General features: G+C 74.8%; 17 protein-coding genes. 7 read left to right on the forward strand and 10 right to left on the reverse strand.

Features of this window, described 5'->3' with window-relative positions:
• Window position 1: 1 nt before the first annotated feature.
• From ACYVHQ_RS06155 to ACYVHQ_RS06190, 8 genes are all read right to left on the reverse strand, one after another.
• Entirely contained in the window at window positions 2-1,222 is a 1,221-nt protein-coding gene (locus ACYVHQ_RS06155) for a ferrochelatase (RefSeq protein WP_460511308.1), read from the reverse strand.
• Window positions 1,219-2,028, reverse strand: coding sequence for a hydrogen peroxide-dependent heme synthase (gene hemQ / locus ACYVHQ_RS06160; protein ID WP_460511309.1), 810 nt, complete (start codon window positions 2,026-2,028; stop codon window positions 1,219-1,221). Before hemQ ends, ACYVHQ_RS06155 begins: the two co-directional genes overlap by 4 nt.
• A gap of 118 nt (window positions 2,029-2,146) precedes the next feature.
• Complete coding sequence (locus tag ACYVHQ_RS06165; protein WP_460511310.1) at window positions 2,147-2,374, reverse strand: DUF3618 domain-containing protein; 228 nt, start codon at window positions 2,372-2,374, stop codon at window positions 2,147-2,149.
• Between the two features lie 28 nt (window positions 2,375-2,402).
• Window positions 2,403-2,870, reverse strand: coding sequence for a phage holin family protein (locus ACYVHQ_RS06170; RefSeq protein ID WP_460511311.1), 468 nt, complete (start codon window positions 2,868-2,870; stop codon window positions 2,403-2,405).
• The gene (locus ACYVHQ_RS06175; protein WP_460511312.1) at window positions 2,867-3,112 is read right to left on the reverse strand and encodes a hypothetical protein; all 246 of its coding nucleotides are present in this window, start codon (window positions 3,110-3,112) and stop codon (window positions 2,867-2,869) included. The genes ACYVHQ_RS06170 and ACYVHQ_RS06175 overlap by 4 nt, the downstream gene beginning before the upstream one ends.
• 87 nt (window positions 3,113-3,199) lie before the next feature.
• On the reverse strand, window positions 3,200-4,528 hold the full coding sequence (locus ACYVHQ_RS06180; RefSeq protein ID WP_460511313.1) for a protoporphyrinogen/coproporphyrinogen oxidase: 1,329 nt from the start codon (window positions 4,526-4,528) through the stop codon (window positions 3,200-3,202).
• Between the two features lie 10 nt (window positions 4,529-4,538).
• Window positions 4,539-5,594, reverse strand: coding sequence for a uroporphyrinogen decarboxylase (gene hemE / locus ACYVHQ_RS06185; protein WP_460511314.1), 1,056 nt, complete (start codon window positions 5,592-5,594; stop codon window positions 4,539-4,541).
• A 46-nt stretch (window positions 5,595-5,640) separates the two neighbouring features.
• Window positions 5,641-6,681, reverse strand: a complete 1,041-nt coding sequence (locus tag ACYVHQ_RS06190; protein ID WP_460511315.1) for an NADP-dependent oxidoreductase — start codon at window positions 6,679-6,681, stop codon at window positions 5,641-5,643.
• Window positions 6,682-6,814: 133 nt separating this feature from the next.
• On the opposite strand from ACYVHQ_RS06190, the gene ACYVHQ_RS06195 reads away from it, so the two are divergent.
• The 7 genes from ACYVHQ_RS06195 to ACYVHQ_RS06225 all read left to right on the forward strand — a co-directional run bounded on the left by ACYVHQ_RS06195 (window position 6,815) and on the right by ACYVHQ_RS06225 (window position 16,029).
• Window positions 6,815-8,098, forward strand: coding sequence for a glutamyl-tRNA reductase (locus ACYVHQ_RS06195; RefSeq protein WP_460511316.1), 1,284 nt, complete (start codon window positions 6,815-6,817; stop codon window positions 8,096-8,098).
• 138 nt (window positions 8,099-8,236) lie between these two features.
• Window positions 8,237-8,974: a ZIP family metal transporter gene (locus ACYVHQ_RS06200; protein ID WP_460511317.1), complete on the forward strand. Its 738-nt coding sequence runs from the start codon at window positions 8,237-8,239 to the stop codon at window positions 8,972-8,974.
• 125 nt (window positions 8,975-9,099) lie between these two features.
• A complete protein-coding gene (locus tag ACYVHQ_RS06205) occupies window positions 9,100-10,482 on the forward strand; it encodes a glycoside hydrolase family 6 protein (protein WP_460511318.1) in 1,383 nt (460 codons plus the stop codon).
• A gap of 301 nt (window positions 10,483-10,783) precedes the next feature.
• Complete coding sequence (locus tag ACYVHQ_RS06210; RefSeq protein ID WP_460511866.1) at window positions 10,784-12,733, forward strand: glycosyltransferase family 2 protein; 1,950 nt, start codon at window positions 10,784-10,786, stop codon at window positions 12,731-12,733.
• Window positions 12,730-13,062, forward strand: coding sequence for an STAS domain-containing protein (locus tag ACYVHQ_RS06215; RefSeq protein ID WP_460511319.1), 333 nt, complete (start codon window positions 12,730-12,732; stop codon window positions 13,060-13,062). Before ACYVHQ_RS06210 ends, ACYVHQ_RS06215 begins: the two co-directional genes overlap by 4 nt.
• The gene (locus tag ACYVHQ_RS06220; RefSeq protein WP_460511320.1) at window positions 13,055-13,474 is read left to right on the forward strand and encodes an ATP-binding protein; all 420 of its coding nucleotides are present in this window, start codon (window positions 13,055-13,057) and stop codon (window positions 13,472-13,474) included. Before ACYVHQ_RS06215 ends, ACYVHQ_RS06220 begins: the two co-directional genes overlap by 8 nt.
• The gene (locus ACYVHQ_RS06225; protein ID WP_460511321.1) at window positions 13,459-16,029 is read left to right on the forward strand and encodes an OpgC family protein; all 2,571 of its coding nucleotides are present in this window, start codon (window positions 13,459-13,461) and stop codon (window positions 16,027-16,029) included. The genes ACYVHQ_RS06220 and ACYVHQ_RS06225 overlap by 16 nt, the downstream gene beginning before the upstream one ends.
• A gap of 51 nt (window positions 16,030-16,080) precedes the next feature.
• Here ACYVHQ_RS06225 and ACYVHQ_RS06230 read toward each other — a convergent pair whose 3' ends face one another.
• Complete coding sequence (locus ACYVHQ_RS06230; protein ID WP_460511322.1) at window positions 16,081-17,310, reverse strand: SpoIIE family protein phosphatase; 1,230 nt, start codon at window positions 17,308-17,310, stop codon at window positions 16,081-16,083.
• Window positions 17,307-18,890 carry an AMP-binding protein gene (locus tag ACYVHQ_RS06235; protein WP_460511323.1) on the reverse strand — a complete coding sequence of 528 codons (1,584 nt, stop codon included), beginning with the start codon at window positions 18,888-18,890 and terminating at the stop codon, window positions 17,307-17,309. Before ACYVHQ_RS06235 ends, ACYVHQ_RS06230 begins: the two co-directional genes overlap by 4 nt.
• Window positions 18,891-18,936: the final 46 nt, after the last annotated feature.

Consider the following 18,936-nt stretch of genomic DNA (forward strand, 5'->3'; position numbering starts at 1 on the left):
CCTACGGCACCAGCCCGGAGACGGCCGGCTTGAAGCCGAGGCGCACGTTCTCGCAGCAGCCCGGGCGGCACACGTCGTACCAGGGGCCGAGGTCGGTGAGGTGCGGGCGCTCCTCGACGGGCGTGCCGTCGCGGCGCTCGAGGACGAGGTCGACCAGGCCGCTGACGTAGGCGGGGTCGACGCCCGGCGTCTGCGTCCGCACGGCCCAGAAGCCCTGCTGCTCGCAGGACTCGAGCGCCTCGTTGTCGAGGTCCCACATGACCTCCATGTGGTCGCTGACGAAGCCCAGCGGCACGATCAGGACCGCGCGCGTCGGGCCTCCTGCCAGGGCCTCGATGGCGTCGTTGATGTCGGGCTCGAGCCACGGCTGCGTCGGGGGGCCGCTGCGCGACTGGTAGACGAGCTGCCACGGCACGGTCGTGCCGCCGTCGGGCGAGGTGATGCCCAGCTCGGTCTCGACGGCGTGCATGACGACGTCGGCCACGGCCTTGTGCTGCGCGGCGTAGGCGCCCTCGTCGTCGAAGCCGCGCTCGCCCGGGCCGCTCTTCGCGGCGTCGGTCGAGGGGATCGAGTGCGTGGAGAAGAGCACCTGCACCTCGGTCGCGAGGTCGAGGCCCTCGTTCGCGGCGAGCGCCTTCTCGAGGCCGTCGCGCACGCCGTCGATGAAGGGCGTGACGAAGCCGGGGTGGTCGAAGAACTGGCGCACCTTGTCGATCTGCACGGTGCCGGTGAGGCCCGTGGCGTCGAGGGCCATCGCGAAGTCCTCGCGGTACTGGCGGCAGGAGCTGTACGACGAGTACGCGCTCGTGGCGACCGCGATGAGCTTCGTGAAGCCGCGCTCGTGGGCCTCGCGCACGGCGTCGGGCATGTAGGGCTCCCAGTTGCGGTTGCCCCAGATCACGGGCAGGTCGATGCCCCGCCGCGCGAGCTCGGCCTCGAGGGCCGCCTTGAGCTCGCGGTTGTGCTCGTTGATGGGGCTGACGCCGCCGAAGTGCCGGTAGTGGTGCGCGACCTCTTCGAGGCGCTCGTCGGGGATCCCGCGCCCGCGGGTGACGTTGCGCAGGAACGGGATGACGTCGTCCTGGCCCTCGGGGCCGCCGAAGCCGGCCAGGAGGATCGCGTCGTAGTCGGTGGGCTCGCTCACGTGCTGGGGGCCGGAGGCGGCGGCGGGCGTGGCTGCGAGGACGTACGCCCCGTTGGTGATGTTGCTGGTGTCGGTCACGACAGCACCTCGACGATCTGGGCCGGGCTGATGCGACGACCGGTGTAGAAGGGGACCTCTTCGCGCACGTGGCGACGGGCCTCGGTGTAGCGGAGGTCGCGCATGAGGTCGACGAGCTGCACGAGCTCGGGCGCCTCGAGCGCGAGGATCCACTCGTAGTCGCCGAGCGAGAAGCTGGCGACGGTGTTGGTGAGCACGGCGCGGTGGGCGGCCCCCTGCTTGCCGTGGTCGGCGAGCATCTGGCGGCGCTCGGGCTCGGGCAGCAGGTACCACTCGTAGCTGCGCACGAACGGGTACACCGTGAGCCACGCCTCGGGCTCCTTGCCGCGCATGAAGGCGGGGCTGTGGTTCTTGGCGAACTCGGCGTCGCGGTGCATGCCCATGGCGTTCCAGGTGGGCAGGAGGCCCGCCAGCAGCCCGGTGCGCAGCAGGCGCCGGTAGCCGGCCTGGATGGCCTCGGGGACCTCGCCGTGCAGCCAGACCATGAGGTCGGCGTCGGCGCGGAGCGCGCTGACGTCGTAGAAGCCGCGGACCACGACGCCCTCGGCGGCGAGCTCGTCGACGAGCCGCTCCAGCTCGGCGACGGAGGCGTCGGAGCCAGCGTCGTCGACGGCGGCGGTCGACCCGGTCGAGGTGCCCGCGTGGTCACGGCGCAGCACGGCCCAGAGCGTGTAGCCGAGCCGCTCGGCACCGGCGTCGCCCTCGGTGGGGGCGGGTGCGGCCGCGGGGGCCGGGGGTGCGGGGAGGGCGGCGGTCGAGTCGGCCGAGGGCAGATCGGGTACGGGCGCGTCGGCGCTGGTGGTCATGGTCTCCATTGTCTCTCGCCCCGCGGGCGCGGTCGAACCAGGACGACGAGCCTGAGCAGACTGTCAGCCTGGGGAGGAGGGGCGGTGCTCCGGCACCTCTGCCGGGCCGCCGAGAGGGTCAGCGCGAGCGGACGACCGCCACGACGATGCCGACGACGGCGAGCACGGCGACGCCGGCGCCCGCGATCCACGGCACGGGGTCGCGGTCGTAGCTCTCCTTCGCGCGCGACGACGCGATGCCGAGCTGCTTCGGCACGTTGAGCTTGTCCTCGATCTCGTTGAGGGTCGCCGCCAGGTCGGCGCGGGTGCGGTCGATGGAGGCCTGCAGGTCGTCGGGGTCGGACACGTGTGCTCCGTTCAGCGGGTCGCCGCGCTCAGCGGCGGTCGAGGTCGAGGTCGGACGCGGGGATGCTGCCCACGCCCTTGACGGCGCGCAGGTCGCGCTGCAGGCCGGCGAGCGTGCGCTCGGGCAGCAGCGGCAGGCCCTTGGCCTTGATGTGGCGGTAGCCGAGGAACGCCAGGAGCAGCGCCAGCAGCAGCAGGACGCCCGCGACGATCAGCGCGGCGGCCCAGCCGGGCAGCACGATCGCCAGCGCCAGCACGGCAGCCGTGAGCAGCACGCCGAGCATGCCGAAGATCAGGACGATCGCGCCGACGAAGAACCCGGCGCCCACGCCGAGCGCCTTGAGCGTGCGCACGAGCTCGAGCTTGAGCATCGCGATCTCGCCCTTGACGAGGTCGGTGACGAGCGAGGGGACGTCCTGCACGAGCGCGAACAGCGAACGGGGCCGCCCGTCGCTGCGCACCCGCGAGCTGCGGGTCGAGCCGGAGGCCCCGGTCATCGCTTGCCGCCGCGGAACACCAGGCGGAAGAGCCCGCCGATGCCGCGGATGACCGCGTCGACCAGGTCGGCGACCTTCTCGCCGGCGAAGTCCTCGGCCTTGACGACCTGACGCTGCACCGCACGCGAGTGCCAGACCTTCGAGCTGCGCTCGGTGATCTGCTCGTAGCGCTCGTGGCCGGCCCGGGCGCCCAGGACGAATCCGGCGGCTGCTCCGGCGACGAAGATCAATTTGCCTCGCATGGCGGTGGCTCCCGTTCGTGGTGGTCCGCGACGGTCGTCCGGCGCGCGTCCGTCCCAATGTAGCCCGGAGCGGGGCCGGTGTTCCGATCAGGCCTCGGCGAGCAGGCCGGAGGCGGTGGCGCGGGCCTGCGCGACGACGGCGGCGAGCCCGCGGCCCGCGACGGCACCGCCCACGCGGGCGACGCCCTCGGGGGCGGTGACCCGGGCCTCCTGGCCGCGCAGCGGGGCGTCCCAGGTGACGCGAGCGGTGCCCTCGACGCGGCGGCCGTCGAGCGGCACGCCGAGCAGCGTGCCGGCGTCGGCGAGCGCCGCGGCGCGCAGCTCGTCGTCGGGCGTGGCCGCGTCGACGGCGGGCGAGTCGTAGCTGAGGCGCAGCACGTGGCGGCCGGCGGCGGCCTCGGCCAGCCACGCCCACTTCGCGGTGCCGTGCGTGAGCGCCTTCGCGCGCACGCCCGGCGTGCCGGGCGCGACGAGCACGCCCGTGCCCCGGGGCGCGGCGTCGAGGCGGGGCTCGTCGACGACGATCGTGGCGAGGGTGATGAGGCCGGAGGCCGGCACCGGGTGGCCGAGGACGCCGTGCGCCGCGCGTGCCCCCACGCCCAGGACGACCCGCCCCGCGTCGGTCCGCTCCCCCGCGACGACGACCCCGTCCGCGTCGAGGGACTCGACGGGGCTGCCCGTCCGCACGTCGACGCCGAGCCGGTCGAGGTCGGCGGCCAGCGCCGCGACGAGGCGCCAGTTGCCGCCGCGCAGCCCCTGCACGGCGGTCCCCGCGGGGGCGAGCGCCCGCAGGGCCGAGACCGCGCCCGACAGCGAGCCCTCGCGCCGCAGCGCCGCGCGCACGCCCGGCGCGACGACGTCGAGGTCGAGCTCGTCGGGGTGCACCGAGTGGACCCCCGTGACGACCGGCCCGACGAGCCGGTCGACGACGGCGTCGCCGAGCCGGGCGCGCACGAGGCCACCGAGGCTGCGCGCGTCGGCACCGACCGCGGGGTCGAGCTCGAGGTCGCGCCGGGCGCGCTCGGCGCCCTCCGCCCCGAGCACGGCGACGACGCCCGGGTCGTCGAGCCGCCCGGGGATGCCCAGGAGGCCCGTGGACGGCAGCGGGAACGCCGCCCCGTCGGCCTCCTGCACCCAGGCGCCCAGGGGCTCGGGGGCGACGACGTCGTCGGCCAGCCCCAGCTCGCCCAGCAGCGCGGCGACCGTGCCCGCCCTCGTCGCGAAGCTCTCGGCGCCGCCGTCGAGCACGAGCCCGGCGACCTCGAGGCGCATCACCTCGCCGCCGAGGCGGTCCCCCGCCTCGAGCAGCACGACGCTGCGACCCGCCAGCGCGAGCTCGCGGGCGGCCACGAGCGAGCCCACGCCGCCGCCGACCACGACGACGTCGGGCCCGGCGGGGTGCGAGGAGGTGCTCACGGGCGACGGATCAGAGCGAGTGGGCGAGCTCGACGAGCCGCGTGAGCACGTCGGGGTCGGTCTCGGGCGGCACGCCGTGACCGAGGTTGAGCACGTGCGCCGGTGCGGCGCGACCACGCTCGACGACGTCGCGCACGTGCGCCTCGAGCACCTCCCACGGCGCCTGCAGCATCGCGGGGTCGACGTTGCCCTGCACGGGCACGCCGCCGCCGAGCCGGCGCGAGGCCTCGTCGAGGGGCACGCGCCAGTCGACGCCGACCGCGTCGACGCCCACCCGGTGCATGGCCGCGAGGACCTCGCCGCTGCCCACGCCGAAGTGGATGCGCGGCACGTCGAGGTCGGTCACGTGCGACAGCGCGCGCGCGGACCAGGGGGCCACGTGCGCCTCGTAGTCGGCGAGGGACAGCGAGCCCACCCAGGAGTCGAACAGCTGCGCGGCGCTCGTGCCGGCCAGCACCTGCGCCCGGAGGAACGCCCCCGTCACGTCGGCCGCCCAGGCCATGAGCGCGGCCCACGTCCCGGGATCGGAATGCATCAGGGCGCGGGCGCGCAGGTGGTCCTTCGAGGGGCCGCCCTCGACGAGGTACGCGGCCAGCGTGAACGGCGCACCGGCGAAGCCGATCAGCGGCGTCGTGCCCAGCTCGGCCACGGTGCGGGCGACGCCCTCCGCGATCGGGGCCAGGGCCTCCTGCTCGAGCGGGCGGAGCGCCGCGACGTCGGCCGCCGTGCGGATCGGCTGCTCGAGCACCGGGCCGCGACCGGGCACGATGTCGACCGCGACGCCCGCGAGCTTGATCGGCACCACGATGTCGCTGAAGAAGATGCCCGCGTCGACGCCGTGTCGGCGCACCGGCTGGAGCGTGATCTCGCTCGACAGCTCGGGCGTGAGGCAGGCGTCGAGCATCGCCGTGCCCACCCGCAGCTCGCGGTACTCGGGCAGGGAGCGGCCGGCCTGGCGCATGAACCAGACCGGCAGGGTCTCGGGGCGGTCGCCGCGCAGGGCCCGCACCAGGCGGGACGAGGCGGTGGCGCCGGTGGCGAGGGGGTGCGAGTCGGGCAGGTCCACCGCTCCATCCTCGCACCCGCTCGCTGGGCGACGGGTGCCGGTCAGCTCAGACGCGGACGACCATCTTGCCGACGTTGCGGCCGCGCATCATGCCCGTGAAGGCGTCGAAGGCGCTGTCGATGCCCTCGGTGACGGTCTCGTCCCAGACGAGGTCGCCGGCGGCGAGCCAGGGGCCGAGCTCCTCGCGGAACGCCGGGGCCAGGTGCGCGTAGTTGCCGAGCGTGAAGCCCTGCAGCATCAGCCCGCGCGTGACGATGTTCGTCGTGCCGGTCACGCCGACGGGCTCGCCCGTGGCGTTGTAGCCCGCGATGGCACCGCAGAGCGCGGCACGACCGCCGTCGCGGAACGCGCCGAGGGCCGCCGACAGGTGCTCCCCGCCGACGTTGTCGAAGTAGACGTCGATGCCCTCGGGCGCCGCGGCCGCGAGCTGGCCGGCCACGTCGCCCTGCTTGTAGTCGAAGGCCGCGTCGAAGCCGTACTTCGAGGTGAGCAGCTCGACCTTCTCGGCGCTGCCCGCGCTGCCGACGACGCGCGACGCGCCCTTGAGGCGGGCGATCTGGCCGACCATCGTGCCCACGGCGCCCGCGGCGCCCGACACGAAGACGACGTCGCCCTCGCGGATGCGCGCGATCTCGGTGAGGCCGACGTACGCGGTGAGGCCCGTGAGGCCCAGCGCGCCGAGGTAGGCCGACAGCTCCACGCCCGGGGCGGGCTGCACGGTCCGGAAGGCACCGGCCGGGCCCTGCGCGACGTCGCGCCAGCCCAGGTCGTGCTGCACGACGGTGCCCACGGCGAGGTCCTCGCTGCGCGACCCGACGACGGTGCCGATCGCGCCTCCGGTCATCGCCTCGCCGAGCCGGAACGGCGGCACGTACGACGGCACGTCGTTCATGCGCCCGCGCATGTAGGGGTCGACCGAGAGGAACGCGTTCTCGACGCGGACCTCGCCCTCGGCCAGCTCGGGGAGGTCGACCACGACCTCCCTCACGTCGTCGGTCGTCGGCTCGCCGGTCGGGCGGGCGACGAGGTGCCACTGGGTGCTCTGCTGCGGGGTGCCCTGCTGCGGGGTGCTCTGCTGAACGGTCATGCTGTCCTTCTTCCTCATCGCGGCGGCCGCTCGTGGCGGCCGGTCCGTCGCTCGTGGCGACCCGGGGGACAAGGCTCGACAGCCGTCGTGCATTCCCCAGCAGACCCCCACGGAGGGGCGTTACCCTGTCTCGGTGCTCATCTGCCTCACGGCGTCCCACCAGAACGCCAGCTTCGACCTCCTCGAGAAGTTGAGCATCGGCGCACCCTCGGCGGCGAGCACCCTGGTCGATGGCAGCGACTTCGTGAGCGGGGCCGTCGTGCTCGCCACCTGCAACCGCTTCGAGGCCTACCTCGACGTCGACGAGCCCCTCACCGCCGCCAGCGCGGTGGCGGTCGAGGCGACCATCGAGACCATGAGCGACGCCAGCGGCGTCGACCCCGACGCCCTGCGCTCCAGCGTCCGCGTCATCACCGGCGACGAGGTCGTCGAGCACCTCTTCGCCGTGAGCGCCGGGCTCGAGTCGGTCGTCGTCGGCGAGGACGAGATCTCGGGCCAGGTGCGCCGCTCCCTCGAGCAGGCCCGCACCCGCGGCACCACCTCGTCCGACCTCGAACGGCTCTTCCAGAAGGCCTCGCACACGTCGCGCGGCGTGAAGAACCGCACCAACGTCGGTGGCGCGGGCCGCTCCCTCGTGCGCCTCGCGCTCGAGCTGGCCAGCTCGCGCGTCACCGACTGGGCGCAGGCCAAGGTGCTCATCGTGGGCACCGGCCAGTACGCCGCCACGACCGTGGCCGCCCTCCGTGACCGCGGCGCCACCGACCTCGGCGTCTGGTCGCGCTCCGGTCGTGCGCCCTGGTTCGGCCTCAAGCACGACCTCGCGGCGCACGACGACCTGGCCGAGGCGATCGCCTGGTCCGACGTGCTCATCACCTGCACCTCGACGACCGAGGCCGTCGTCACGCCCGACGTCGTCGACGCGCGACGCCGCCTCGTCATCGACCTCGGGCTGCCCCGCAACGTCGACCCGCTCGTGGCCGAGGTCGACGGGGTCGAGCTGCTCGACCTCGAGACGATCAGCCTGCACGCCCCGCTCACCGAGCTCACCGCCGCCGACGACGCCCGCGCGCTCGTCAGCAGCGCGGCGGCCGAGTTCCAGGCGACCGTGAGCGAGCAGTCGCTCACGCCCGCCGTCGTCGCCCTCCGCCGGCACGTCTTCGACCTGCTCGACGCCGAGATCGAGCGGGCGCGCTCCCGCGGCGACTCGTCCGAGCGCACCGAGGCCGCCCTGCGCCACCTCGCCGGTGTGCTGCTGCACACGCCGTCCGTCCGGGCGCGCGAGCTGGCCAGGGAGGGCCGCGGCGAGGAGTTCCGCGACGGCCTCGAGGCCCTCTTCGGGATCACCGGGACCCGCCGGGCCGACCCGGTGCGCCTCCTGCCGGCGGTCGACGACGAGCCCCACGCCTCCGCGGGCTGACGCCGCGAGCGCCCCGGCGCCCCGGGCGGGCTGACGCCGCGCGCGATCCGGCGCCCCGGGCGGGCCGCCGCCACCGAGGCCCCCGCCCGAGCCCCGTGCCGCGTACCCCGCCCCACCCGCGGCGAGTACACCTGACGAGTGACCCCGCTCGTCCTCGCCGGCCTGGCCGGCCTCCTGTCCGGTCTCGCCCTCGTCGTGGGCGCGCTCGTCGCCTGGTTCGTGTCGGTTCCCCGCACGACCGTCGCGCTCGTGATGGCCTTCGGCGCCGGCGTGCTCATCTCGGCGCTCGCCTTCGACCTCGTCGACGAGGCGACGGCCGAGGGCGGCTTCGTGCCGACGGTCGTCGGGTTCCTGGCCGGCGCCGTGGTCTACGTGGTGGCCGACCAGCTGCTCGAGCACGGCGGGTTCCGCCGCAAGCAGCACCGGCACGGGGGCGCAGGAGGCGGCACCGGGCTCGGCATCGCCCTGGGCGCCCTGCTCGACGGCGTGCCCGAGACGGCCGTGCAGGGCGTCAGCCTCACCGGGGGCGGCTCGCTGAGCGTCGCCGTGCTGGTCGCCGTCGTCATCTCGAACCTGCCGGAGGGCATGTCGAGCACCGCCGACCTCAAGTCGTCGGGGCGGGGCGCACGCTACGTCTTCGGCCTGTGGTCCGGCATCGCCGTCGTCTGCGCCCTCTCCGCCCTGGGCGGTTACGCCCTGCTGGGCGGCGTGCCCGCCGCCGGCCAGTCCTTCGTCATGGCCTTCGCGGCCGGGGCGATCCTCGCGATGATCTGCGACACGATGATCCCCGAGGCGTTCCGCACGACGCAGACCGCGACGGGCTTCGTCGTCGTGCTGGGCTTCGTCGCGAGCTACGCGGTGCACCAGGTCGCCTGAGCGCGACCGCCCCCGTTCTGGGCCGAGCCGTGCGGCCCCGGGCTCCCTACGCTGTCGGAGCGACCCCGGGCCGAGGCCCTCGACGGGCCGCGTACCCCACCCGCCCCGAAGGGACACCCTGCGCCGTGCCGCTCCGCCTGCCCGCCCTCCGTCGCGACCTCGTCGCGCGCACGGCCGCCGCGCTCGCCCTCGCCGCCCTCGTGGGTGCCGGAGCGCCGCCGGCGACCGCCGCCGACCGCTCGCCCGTCGGCGCGCTGGACGCCGCCTCCGCGACGGGCGCCACCTCCGCGTCGGGCGTCGGGTCCGTGGCGGTGCGCGGCTGGGCCCTCGACCCCGACACGACGGCGCCGATCCGGGTCCGCGTGCTCGTCGACGGCGTGGCGGCGACGACCGTGACGGCCGACCGCGTGCGCCGCGACGTCGCCCGGGCCCGCCCCGGCCACGGTGCACGGCACGGCGTCGTGGCCACCGTGACCGGGGTCGCGGCGGGCCAGCGGTCGGTCTGCCTGGTCGGCGTGGACGTCGGTCCCGGCGACGACCGCCGGGTCGGCTGCCGCACGGTCACCGTGCCGCCCGCCGCCCGGCGGACCCCCTCCCCCGCTCCGCCCGTCACTCCGCCGAGGAGCCCCGTGCCGCGTCCGGACCCGAACCCCCTCGCCGCCGGCCCGGCCGTGCCCACCTGGACGGCCGCGGCCGAGGCGCGCGACGCGGCCCGTGCCTCCGGCCGTCGTGCCGTCGCCGACGAGCTCGACGCCATCGCGAGCCGACCGACGGCCGTGTGGCTCGGCGACTGGTACGACGACGCGACGCTCGTCCGGGTGCTGCGCGCCGAGGTCGCCTCCGCGCAGGCGCAGCGACGGGTGCCCGTGTTCGTGCTGTACGCGATCCCCGCCCGGGACTGCGGACTGCACTCGGCCGGCGGGTTCTCCGACGCGCGCTACCGGCAGTGGTCCTCGCTCGTCGCCGGCACCCTGCGCGGCAGCGGCGCCGCGGTCGTCGTCGAGCCGGACGCCCTGGCCCTGCTGGGGGCGTGCGCCGGGCAGGGCGACCGCTCGGGCCTCCTGCGCCACGCCGTGGGCGCCCTCGCCGACGCCGGGCTCGCCGCCTACCTCGACGCGGGCACGTCCGACTGGGTGCCCGTCGACGTCATGGCCGGGCGCCTCCGCGACGCCGGCGTGGACCGTGCCCGCGGGTTCTCGACGAACGTGTCCAACTACCAGGACACGGGCCGCGAGCGCGCCTGGGCCGAGCGGCTCCGTGCCCGGCTCGGCGGCACGCCGCACTACGTCGTCGACGTCTCGCGCAACGGCCGCGGCTGGCAGGGCACCTGGTGCAACCCCGCCGGGGCGGCGCTCGGCGAGGCACCCCGTGCCGTGCAGGACGGCTCGGGGCTCGACGCCCTCCTCTGGATCAAGCGGCCGGGCGAGAGCGACGGGACCTGCGGCGGCGGGCCCGAGGCGGGGACCTGGTCCGAGGCGCTCGCCCTCGCGCTGGTCCGTGCGCGCTGAGGTCGGCGCGCTCCGTGCGCAGTGGGCCCGTGCGCAGGAGGCCCGTCCCGGCCACCGGGGGACACGCCTGTCCCCCGCAGAGGTGACCCGCGGCGGCGCTCCCGGCGACGATCGTCGTATTAGCGTGGTCGGGACAGCGCCCGACCGGCCGACCGGCCCTCCCGGGGTGCGGCACCCGAGGGGGACCGGACGGATGACCACGCGAGGCAGCGTCGCCCGCTCGGCGCACGGACGGCGCCGGGCGACGAGCCCCGTGGTCCCGCCGCGCAGGAGGGTCCACGCCCACCGCGCGCCGGCCCCCGTGACCTCGTGGTGGCGTCAGGCGCTCGTCCGGCTCATCGTCCTGCTCACCGCCCTGCTCGGCCTGAACTACATCGTCTGGCGCTGGCTGGCCTCGGTGAACTGGGACTCCTGGTGGATCGCCGTGCCGCTCGTGCTGGCGGAGACCTTCAGCCTCGTCGACTCCCTGCTCTTCGGCCTCGGCGCCTGGCGGCTCCGCGAGCGCGGGACCGCCCCGCCCGCCGACCCCGAGGCCACGGTGGACGTGCTCGTCACGACCTACGACGAGCCCCTCGACCTCGTGATGCGGACCGCGCGCGCGGCCCAGCGCATCCGGACGCCGCACCGCACCTGGATCCTCGACGACGGCGACCGGCCCGAGCTGCGCGCCCTCGCCGAGGCCGAGGGCATCGGGGTCGTGGTGCGCTCCGCGGCGTGGACCTCGGCCGTGCCCCGGCACGCCAAGGCCGGCAACCTCAACAACGCGCTCATGGTGACCGAGGGCGAGTTCCTCCTGATCCTCGACGCCGACCAGGTGCCGCGCCCCGAGATCCTCGAGCGCACCCTCGGCTGGTTCCGCGACGAGCGCGTGGCCCTCGTCCAGACGCCCCAGTGGTTCAAGAACACCCCGGAGGACGATCCCCTGGGCAGCCAGGCCCCCCTGTTCTACGGTCCGATCCAGCAGTCGAAGGACGGCTGGAACGCGGCCTTCTTCTGCGGGTCGAACGCGATCCTGCGTCGCGAGGCCCTCATGCAGCTCGGGGTCTCCCGCTACGTCAGCGAGGTGACGATCGCCGTCCACCGGGCCGTGCGGTCCTCGCGCAAGATCCTCGACCGGGCCCTCGTCGCCCACGCCGACGAGCCGAGGGCCGTCCGGGCCCTCGAGGAGGTCTCGGCGGCGCTCGACGACCTGCGCCGCGACGTCGCCGAGGGCGAGGCCCTCGCGGACGTGACCTACGCCTTCCAGCGCCGCATCGACGCGGTCCGGCAGGCCCTCAGCGACGAGGACGTCGCGGCGATGCGCGCGGACCTCGCCGAGCTCGCCGCCATGACGGGCGAGCCGGAGGCGCTGGCCGCGGCCGACGAGGACGCCTTCGCGGCGCTCGGTCGCGCCGACTGGTCCCCGCTGGCCGCCATCGAGTCGGTGAGCCTGCTGGTCGGCGCCTTCGACGTCGGCCGTGAGGACGAGGCGCAGGCGATCATGCCCCTGGCGACGATCTCGGTGACCGAGGACATGGCGACGTCGATGCGCCTGCACGGCCTCGGCTGGCGATCGGTGTACCACGACGAGGTGCTCGCGGTGGGCCTCGCGCCGGAGGACCTCCCCACCATGCTGACCCAGCGCCTCCGGTGGGCCCAGGGCACCATGCAGGTGCTCTTCCGCGAGAACCCGCTGCTGCAGCGCGGGCTGAGCTGGGGCCAGCGGCTCATGTACTTCTCGACGATGTGGAGCTACCTGTCGGGCTTCGCGGCCGTCGTCTACGTGGCCGCGCCGGTGCTGTACCTGAGCTTCGGCGTGCTGCCCGTCGAGGCCTTCAGCGTGGACTTCTTCGCCCGGCTCGTGCCGTTCCTGGTGCTCAACCAGCTGCTCTTCCTGGTGGTCGCCGCCGGGCGCCCGACCTGGCGGGGCCAGCAGTACTCGCTCGCGCTCTTCCCGGTGTGGATCCGCTCGGTGACCACCGCGTTCCAGAACGTCTACCGGGGGCGCGCCCTCGGCTTCGCCGTGACGCCCAAGACCCGAACCGCCGAGCACACGCGCCGCTGGGACCTCGTCCGCCCGCAGCTGGTCGTCATGGCCGCGCTCGTGCTCTCGCTCGTCGTGGTCGGCATCCGCTACGCGGCCGGTCAGGCCGAGGGCGTCGCCCCGCTCGTCAACATCGCCTGGGTCCTGTTCGACCTGGCGGTCTTCAGCATCGTCGTCCGTGCCGTGTCGTACTCCGGGCCCCCGGAGCGAAGAGAGGAACCCGCATGATCGAGCTCGACGTCCGACAGGAGGACGGTGGCACCGTCGTCGCGCCGAGGGGCCGTCTCACGATGGTCTCCGCGCGCGCCTTCCGCGAGACCGTGACGGAGGTCGTCGAGCGTGACGGCGGCGTGGTCGTCGTCGACATGTCCGGCACGACGTTCGTCGACTCCTCGGGCCTCGGCGCCCTCGTCGCGTGCCTCAAGACGGCCCGACAGGCCGGCGGCGACCTCCGCCTCGCCGCCCCGACCGAGCAGGTGACCATGGTCCTGGGCCTCACCAACCTCGACCGCGTGCTGCGCCCCCGCACGACGGTCGACGAGGCCCTGCATGGCTGAGACGGCCCGCCGCGAGCTCGAGGCCGACGTGCGACCGGAGAGCCTCGACGCGGTGCACGAGCTGCTCGAGGAGTGGTGGACGGAGGTCGGCGAGGTGCCGGTGCGCACCCGCTTCGGCTTCGAGACCGCGGTCGTCGAGATCGCCGGCAACGTCGTGGAGCACACGCGCCGCGTCGACGGCGCACCGGGTCGGCGGTTCCACCTGACCCTCACGGCCGACGACCGCACCTTGCTGGCCCGCTTCGAGGACAACGGCCTGCCCGCCCAGGTCGACCTCGGCAGCGTGTCGATGGCCTCCGTCGAGGACGAGGACGGCCGCGGCCTGGCCCTGGCCCTCGCCGCCCTGGACCGCCTGGAGCACAGCGTGGTCGACGGCAAGAACGTGTGGGAGCTGGAGTGCGGACGCAGCTGAGCCGTCGCCTGCGCCGGGCGACGGTGACGGCGGCGGTGGCCCTCGGAGCGCTCGTCGGCGTCGGCGCCCCGGCCGTCGCGGGCCCGGCGGCCCCGGCGACCGCCGCGCCCTCGGCGACGGCCGCGCCCTCGGCACCGGCCGCGCCCTCGGCGACGTCCGACGACCACGTCCTCTTCGGCCCCGAGCTCGACTGGGGCTCGGACGGCCCCGCCGGCTACGAGGACCGCCTCGGCGAGACCCCCTCGCTGTACGCGATCCGCATCGCCTACCCGCTCGACGAGCAGGGCCGGCAGCAGTGGACGAACGCCGCGAGCAGCAGCGCCGAGCAGGGCGCCGTGCTCGTGGTGAGCCTCGAGCCGCAGGTCCCCCTCGGCGACCTGACCGCCGAGGACGCCGACGACCTCGGCGCCTTCGTGCAGGGCCTGCACGAGGACTTCGCGACGCGCCACCTGCTCCGCTTCGCCCCCGAGATGAACGGGTCGTGGGCCTCCTGGGGGCAGCAGCCGATCCGCTTCACCGAGTCGTTCCGCGTCGTCGCCGACGCCGTGCACGCCACCGTCGACGACGCCGAGATGGTCTGGTCGCCGTCGTACGGCTCGGGCTACCCGTTCGACCGGGCGGGCGGGCGCATCGACGACCTCACGGTCGACACGATCCAGGCCCTCGACACCGACGGCGACGGCGCCCTCACCGAGGGCGACGACCCCTACGGCCCCTACTGGCCCGGCGACGACGTCGTCGACCGCGTCGGCCTCTCGATGTTCTTCTTCGGCAAGGGCGAGCAGGAGGCCGCGGCCGGCTCCGACGTGCCCCTCACCGAGAACTCCGCCCCGCAGGCGGGCGAGGTGGCCTCACGCCTCGACGAGAGCTGGGGCTACGTCGTTCCCCAGGACGCCAGCTTCACGGAGCGCTTCGCGGACGACCGCGACCTGCCCCTCCTGCTCGACACGGGCGCCCTCTACGACCCGGACCTCGGCGGGGACACCGAGGAGGCCGTCAAGCGGGGCTGGTGGGGACAGGTGCTCGCCGCCCTCGACGAGCACCCGAGCATCGACGCCGTGACCTGGATCGAGTCCGAGCGCGAGGAGGCGGAGGCCGGGGGCGCCGTCGTCGACTGGCGCGCCACGGCCGACCCGACGCTCGCCGCCGCGCTCCGTGCCGACCTGGAGTCGCAGGGGACGATCCGCTGGGGCCCGGTCACCGACCGGGTGACCCCCGAGGACGGCCAGGTCGCCAGCGTGCAGGTGCGCGACGGTGCCGACGGCGACAACGACGAGCAGATGGCGTGGATCGTGGGCTGCGCCGTCGCCCTCGCCGTGGCGTTCCTGCTGGCGGGGCTCGCCGGGCGCCTCCTGCCCTCGTGGCGCTACCCCGACGAGGGCAAGCCCGGTCGCGACCTGCGCATCGACCTCTTCCGCGGCTTCATCATCATCATGGTCGTGGTCACGCACATCGAGGTGACGAGCCCCTGGTCGTTCGTGGCCCTCAAGGCCGTCGGCGCCATCACGGGTGCGGAGATGTTCGTGGCCCTGAGCGGCATCGTGCTCGGCATGGTCTACCCGCTGGCGCTGCGGCGCGGCACCGAGTGGTCGGCCGCCGTCGCCGCCTGGACGCGGGCCCGCAAGCAGTACGTGGTGGCCCTCGTGGTCGTCCTCCTCGTCTTCGTGCTGGGGTTCCTGCCCTTCGTCGACACGAGCGCCGTCACCACGTTCACCGATCGGGGCACGGGCGGGAACGGCCAGGGCGCGGAGGGCCGGGTCTACGACCTCTACCCGAACGCCGACCGGCTGCTCGACTACCCGCCGCCCTGGTACGCGATCCGTCAGTTCCTCACCCTCCAGATGGGCCCCTGGCCGTTCAACATCATGGGCCTCTTCGTGGTGCTGAGCCTGGCCGTCCCCGGCATCATGTGGCTCGTCCGGCGCCGCCTCTGGTGGGTCGTGCTGCTGGTGAGCTGGGGGCTCTACGCCGCCCACTACGCCTTCCCCGGGGCCACCTCGATCGCGCCCCAGTTCGACGCGGTGTTCCCCCTGTTCGTCTGGCAGGTGCTGTTCACGCACGGCCTCGTGCTCGGCTGGTACCGACGCCAGGTGACCGCGGCGCTCACCGGGCGCCTGGGCCTCGTCCTGGTCACCGCCTTCGTCGTCGGCTACGCGGCGTTCCTGGGCTACCTCTGGCTGGCCCACGTCCAGGGCTTCGCGCCGGTGCCGTTCCCCGCCGACCTCTACGAGCGGCTCTACCTGTCCGGCTACCAGCGCATCGACCTGCAGTGGGGCCGCCTCGTCGACGTGGCGTTCGTGGTCGTCATCACCTACGCCCTGCTCACGGCGTTCTGGAAGCCGATCGCGGCGACGACCGCCTGGCTGTGGGTGCCGCTCGGCCAGGCGAGCCTCTACGTGTTCATCGTGCACGTGTTCTTCGTGCTCGCCGTGGCGAACGTCCCCGGGCTGGACCGCCTCGACTGGGTGCAGGGGACCATCATCCACACGGTCGTCATCGCGGCGCTGTGGTGCCTGGTGCGCTGGAAGGTGCTGTTCCGGGTGATCCCGCGCTGAGGCGGGGCCGGTCGCGCAGGAGGCGCGGGCCGGCCCCGCCCGGGACCGGCGTCAGTCGAGGGCGATGACGACGGCGGTCACGTCGTCGTCGACCGCCTGCTCGGCGACGCGGGAGGCGAGGGCGTCGAAGAAGGCACCGGCGTCGCACGCGGAGAGCAGCTCCTCGGCGAGCCGCCGGAGGCTGTCCAACGTCGAGTCGTAGGCGTCGAGGGCACCGTCCGAGACCGACACGATCACGTCGCCCCGCGCCACCTGCAGGCGGCCCGCCTCCCACTCGTCGCCGTCGGACATGAGGCCCAGCGGCAGGTTGCGCGAGTACAGGCGCGTGCCCCGGCCGTCGGCGGTGACGTGCATCGTCAGGCCGTGCCCGGCGTCGACGTAGTCGAGAACGCCCGTCCCGAGGTCGAGCACCGCGTGGAACACCGTGGTGAACGTGTCGCCGTCGCGCAGGCTCGAGCCGACGGCGGCCTCCACCTCGTGGAGGGCTCGCGCCGGCGCCACGGGCCCGAGGGCCTGCAGGCCGTCCACGACGGTGCGCGCGACGGCACCCGCCGCCTCGCCCTTGCCCATGACGTCGACGAGGCTGACCACGAGGGCCTGCTCCGTCCGCGTCCAGGCACTGGCGTCCCCGCTGACCTCGCCGAACGGGATCGCCAGCGTCGAGACGCGGGCGTCCGGACGGCTCTCGTCGGCCGGCACCGGGGCGGGCGGGTCGTCCGCGACCTCCGCGACCGGCGCCTCCTGCGCGCCCGCGGGGTCGTCGCTGCGCAGCTCGGCCTGGGCCCACCGGCCCAACCGACCGAGCAGGGCACGCTCGTCGTCGTCGAGCGTGCGCGGCTCGGTCCCGTACAGGCAGAGCGTGCCCACGGCCTCGCCGGAGCTGACCCGCAGGGGCACGCCCGCGTAGAAGCGCATGCCGTGCTCGGTCACCGCCGGCAGGTGCGACCAGCGGGGATCGGCGGCGGCGTCGGGGATCTCGAGCAGGCCCGAGCCACGGACCGTGTGCTCGCAGAACGCGACGCCGAACGGCGTCGTGCCGAACTGGACGCCCACCGGCTGCGACTTCGCGTACAGGGAGTCCTCGCCCACGAGGTTCACGAGCGCCAGGTCGACGCCGAACTCCTCGCCGGCCAGGCGCGTGATGCGGTCGAAGCGTTCCTCGGCGCCCGTCCCGAGCAGTCCGAGGCGGTCCAGTGCCCGGCCGCGGCGCTCGTCGTCGGACCGGGGGTCGACGGGGTCGACGGCCTCGCCGCCGTCGCGCGCGGTGCCGTCGGCGCTCACCGGGAGACCGTCCCCGGCTCCCGCAGCTGACGGCGCAGGATCTTGCCCGTCCCCGAGCGCGGCACCGAGCCGACGAACGCGACGGCGCGCACCTTCTTGTGCGGCGCCACGCGCTCGGCGACCCAGTCGACGACCGCCGCCTCGTCGAGCTCGGAGCCGTCGGCGAGCACGACGAAGGCCTTGGGGACCTCCTGCCCCTCGTCGTCGAGGGCCGGGACGACCGCGGCGTCGGCGATGCCGGGGTGCCCGAGGAGGAGCCCCTCGAGCTCGGCCGGGGCCACCTGGTAGCCCTTGTACTTGATGAGCTCCTTGAGCCTGTCGACGACGAAGGTCGCGCCGAGGTGGTCGACGGTGACGACGTCGCCCGTGCGCAACCAGCCCTCGGCGTCGACCGTCGCCCGCGTCTCGTCGTCGCGGTCCAGGTACCCCAGCATCACCTGCGGACCGCGGACCCACAGCTCCCCGCGCTCGCTCGTGCCCTCGGTCGGCACGGGAACGTCCTCGCCGGTCTCGATCGACACGACGCGCATCTCCGTGCCCGGCACGGGCAGACCGATCGACCCGAGCGAGAGGTCGTCGCGGTCGAACGGTCCGACGTGGGTGACCGGGCTGGCCTCCGTCATGCCGTAGCCCTGCCTGGCGCGAGCGTCGAGCCGGTCCGCGACGGCCTGCAGCAGGTCGGCGTCGAGGGGGGCGGCGCCGCTGAGGACGGCCCGCACGCTCGACAGGTCGTGCTCGCCCACGAGCGGGTGCTTCGCCAGGGCGAGCGCCACCGGGGGCGCGATGAAGAGGTACGTCGCGCGGTGCTCCTCGATGAGGCGCAGGTAGGCGGCGAGGTCGAAGCGGGGCATCGTGACGAGCACGGCGCGGGCCCGGAGCGCCACGTCCAGGAGCACCGTCAGCCCGTAGATGTGGAAGAACGGCAGCACGGCCGGCACCACGTCGTCGGGGTGGACGTCGAGGGCGGCCAGGCTCTGCACGGCGTTCGCCACGAGGTTGCGGTGGCTGAGCCGCACGCCCTTCGGCAGGCCCGTCGTGCCGGAGGAGTAGGGCAGCACCGCGACGTCGCCGGGGTCGACGTCGACCTCGGGAGCGGGCGGGCCGTCGGCGAGCAGCGTCGCCAGGTCGGGGTGCCCGTCGGCGCCGTCCAGCACGACGACGGCCTCGGCAGTGAGGCCCACGGCCTCGGCCGCCGGTCCCGAGTGCGGCAGCAGGGCGCCGACCGTCACGAGCAGGGAGGCCCCGGAGTCGCGGAGCTGGCCCTCGACGTCGCTCGCGACGGCCAGGCTGTTGACGGGCGTGACGACGGCCCCGGCGCGCAGGGCGCCGAAGAACGCCAGGACGAAGGCCGGCGAGTTGGGGCAGTGCAGGGCGACGACGTCTCCCCGCCCGACGCCACGGGCGGCCAGGGAGCCGGCCACGCGGTCGATGCGCGCGACGAGCTCGCCGTAGGTCGTGGTCGCCCCCGTGACGCCGTCGACGAGGGCCGTGCGGGCCGCTGCGACGTCGTCGAGGTCGCCGAAGAGGAACTCCGGGAGCGTGACGTCGGGGACGTCCACGGTCGGTGTCGGACTGGTCATCGAGTGCCTCCCCTCGGGGCTTCCCTCGAGCCCACGCCCGTCAGAC

The organism is Frigoribacterium salinisoli, from assembly GCF_054781095.1.